This is a genomic window from Chamaesiphon polymorphus CCALA 037 (genome assembly GCF_003003845.1).
In the GTDB taxonomy this organism is placed as follows: Bacteria; Cyanobacteriota; Cyanobacteriia; order Cyanobacteriales; family Chamaesiphonaceae; genus Chamaesiphon; species Chamaesiphon polymorphus.
Genome location: NZ_PVWO01000564.1, coordinates 1 through 3,465 on the forward strand (window position 1 = coordinate 1; position 3,465 = coordinate 3,465).

Genomic DNA, 3,465 nt, shown 5'->3' on the forward strand with positions numbered 1-3,465 from the left:
GCCTTAGTTCGACATTGCAAATTGGTACTATTTCAATGTCTGCGCGATCGATATCGTAAGCTCCAAATCGAGTAATACCTTCACGAATATTGGGATCTGATTGGCTTCGATTAAATTCAACTTTGGGTTCAACTAAGTCTTGCACTAATAATTCTTTACCAGTAACCCGCTGACGAGGAAGAGAAATGGGTGTGTTCTGAAGCAAGACACTCAAAATGTTAATTCTCAATGGAAAGATCGACTGAGTAATTTCGTTGATGACAGCTTGAGTTTTCTCAGCACGGATGCGGGCAGCACCAGGCTCAAGCGCAAGGCTATGTTTTTTGGTGGCTTGTGCTAGATCGAAATGGATAGAACGCTGTTGGAGAACTCGCTCGATCGAGTTTCGAGAAAGATTGGGAATTACTAGATTGCTAGCGATCTGCTCTTCTTTCTCAAAATCGAACAAATAAACATTCGTCCATTCTGATGCTGCATGGGTAATCCGACCCATCTGCCAACCGCTCCAAGATGCGGTGGCAACTTTATCTACTAACTCATTAGGTTCAAAAATGTCTAACAATTTGTTGATAAAACAGACATTTTTGACTTGTAAAGTGTAATCAACACATAGGTAATAATTACCCCAATATCGCCTTAGCTGAAATTCATAGGCGGGATAAAACCGAACTATATTGTTAACGTTTTGAGGTAATGTAAGGTCTGATTTTAGTCGATGCGCCGTTATTCTTCCAAACTTGTAACGATCGATGTACCATCCCTGTGCAACTAAAGCATCTTTGAGAGAAGACATAATGTCCCGTTCGATTTGTCTGAATTGCTCGAAATTGGGAGTTTCTGCCCCATCAAATGTAAGTTTGAGAGGGAATAAATTGGCAAATTCTGTTGCTTTTATTGTTGAAGTGGCTTGAATCGATGCCTCTCGTTCGGCTGCACGACTAAACAAAGTTACTGTTGTTTGTGATTCAGTGCTTCTGTAATTAGGCGCAGGGAGTTGTAAGGCTAGCATTTCTCGGCACATTTGCTTGGTACCTTCGCTTAATGCTCTGACAAAAGACTTACCTCGTTGGTCTTTCATCAACTTTAACCACTCAATCAGTTTGGGATTTCTAGGTGTAGATACCAGCACTTTTTCAGCTAGTGAAAAATCTTTAGGTACATCACAATCTCTTTGAATTACCCGTCCCTGATTCCGAACAATAAAGGCATCTTTATAGTATTCACACTCAATTGGAAGATTAACGGCATAGTCTCGATGCACTACTGCATTGACAATCGCCTCATCTACAGCAATTGAAGGATATTCTGGTTCATCAATAAAACCACCTCCAGTTGGGTTCCGTCTAGAATAAGTCTTGAAAAGTCCGGATTCCTGAAGCAGCACGCGCAGATCGCGAATTTGCTTTGTGACTGAGCCAGTGAAATTTTTCTCAAATGTTGGTAATCCACGCTCTTCATCAACATCTGTTGAAAAGCGCAATAACCTTAGATAAGACCAAGAAAGAACCCGCTGCGGATTAGATGCAAAAAAGAGGAATCCTACTTTTGTGAAAAAATAATTCCCATCTACATCTTTATCTAATGCTCCTACTTGGTAAAGCATTTCTTCGTCTGTGCAAGTATATGTTGCATCTTCGGTATAAACCGAGCGAAATGTTTCTAATACTCCTCGATCGATATCTTCCGGTTTATAAGTACAGCAGCGGGATTGTTCATAATTAACAATTTGTTTATCTCGCTTTAACTGTTCCTTTTGAGCCGCGTTTATCGGAATATTAGACATTCCATTTCGTGTCCAGGCTTTGGGAGAGGCTTCTATTGTTTCACAAATTCCATCAGTGGTGTATGGAACATAAATGAGGCAGATCTTCCTGGAATCGCCTGCCGCATTCTGACAATCCATCAACCTAGCCTCAGCGCATTGATAGGCTAAAAGTACATTAATATTTGTGAGGCTATTACATTGATTTTCAGTTAGATGGTCGATCCCAGCTACTTCTCCTATTTTAGAAATACCAATTACCAGAAGTCCACCCAACTTATTTTTATTGGCAAATGCAGAAATACATTCTTGCAATTGCTTTTTAAACTCTTTGACTTGGCTGTCGCTAGCTTTGCCGTTTGTTTCAGCTTGTCCTATTTCCTTACGATCGAAATACTGCCCTTCAAACTCAATATCAGTCGCAGCGGTAAGAAAATTCCAGTATAGTTCGGGGTCATTAAATACTTCTCTCGGAGTCGGCATCTGAAAAATTTGCTGAAGATAGGCTTTGAGAGTAACAGTACTATAATACTAGTATCTTCACCTATTGTATAGGGTACCTAGCTTAGACATTCCCTGATGAAATTGTGACGATAACTCTCTGTCAGAGAGTTATCGTCAACACAGCTAATAATGCAGCATAGATAGTTTGGGTAAATCTTTCTGTTGAGTTCGCTAGATTTGGTTCACATTGCTGGCATGAGTTCTTTTGCCAATGGTTGGTATTCAGGCCCAGCAAAGGGGTGAAAGTCTGGTTTCCATTGGGCGGTTAATTTGCACAACAGGCGATATTGGAGTGGTGTGGGTGCGGGGTTGACCTTTTCAACTACAACCCGAACTTCGTGGGGGAATCGGCTGACTAGCTCGAACAAATCTTGGACTAAATAGCGCGGACAAAAACCAACGATCTGTCGATCGTCAGTTCTGAGCATTAAAGCACGGCTATCGTATTTATTTTGGAGATCGTGGACTAGCAGTAGCTCTTCTCCAGCGATACATTGAGAAGCTCTCTGTTGGGCAGTCGGGGGATAATGGCTCAAGCCATGAGCGAAGAAGTAAATTTGATACACTCCCGCCTCATTGCGCTCTGGGAGGGGAAATACTTCAAAATGGTCGGTAGCGCGTTTTCCACCGCTGCGGGTGAGAAGGGTAATCGGATCGATCTCAATTTGCGGGGAGCCATTTGCGTCTGAAGCTAAATCGAGCCACTGAATGAAGTCTGGATATTCAGGACGCGATCGACGTAACAACCGATTGGCAAAGGGTGGGAAGAGTTCGATCGAGGTGTAGGATCGATCGAACTCTGGAAATGCAAATAAGGGCTGGAAGTTAGCTTCCGCCGTAGCTCTGAGTGCGCCTTGAATATAGCCAAAGTGATATCTTTGCCCGTCATGGGTGAGTTTGCCGATCGGAAACCAAGCGCGGGATGTCGGATCTTGCCAAGCGAGGAAGAGAGTAGTCATAATTTTTTCTCTGGGAGAGTGAGCAATCTGTATACAGTTAGTGTAATAATTTTGTTATTACATAAATAATTTAATATTTGTATCGTCTGTAGTAAATTCGATAGCTGAAAATGAAAATTAATCTTAAAAATGCAATTTCAACCTTTTATCCTAATCCTTCTTATGAGCAAATTTATTTTGAAGCAGTTGCAAATGCCTTAGATGCTAAGGCAACCGAAATTGTTATTCAAATCAAAATAG

Annotated in this window: 2 protein-coding genes; both read right to left on the reverse strand. The window is 41.5% G+C overall.

Annotated features, from left to right (window positions below; all coding sequences use genetic code 11):
- Nucleotides 1-2,245: RNA-binding domain-containing protein (locus C7B77_RS26415; RefSeq protein WP_106312008.1), on the reverse strand; the 2,245-nt coding region annotated here is incomplete at its 3' end.
- Nucleotides 2,246-2,448: 203 nt separating this feature from the next.
- A complete protein-coding gene (locus tag C7B77_RS26420; RefSeq protein ID WP_106312011.1) occupies nt 2,449-3,225 on the reverse strand; it encodes an HIRAN domain-containing protein in 777 nt (258 codons plus the stop codon).
- Between the last annotated feature and the right edge of the window lie 240 nt (nt 3,226-3,465).

Bases quoted from the DNA above. Each gene is read 5' to 3' on its own strand.
- C7B77_RS26420 (WP_106312011.1), bottom strand. From the start codon at position 3,225: ATGACTACTCTCTTCCTCGCTTGGCAAGATCCGACATCCCGCGCTTGG.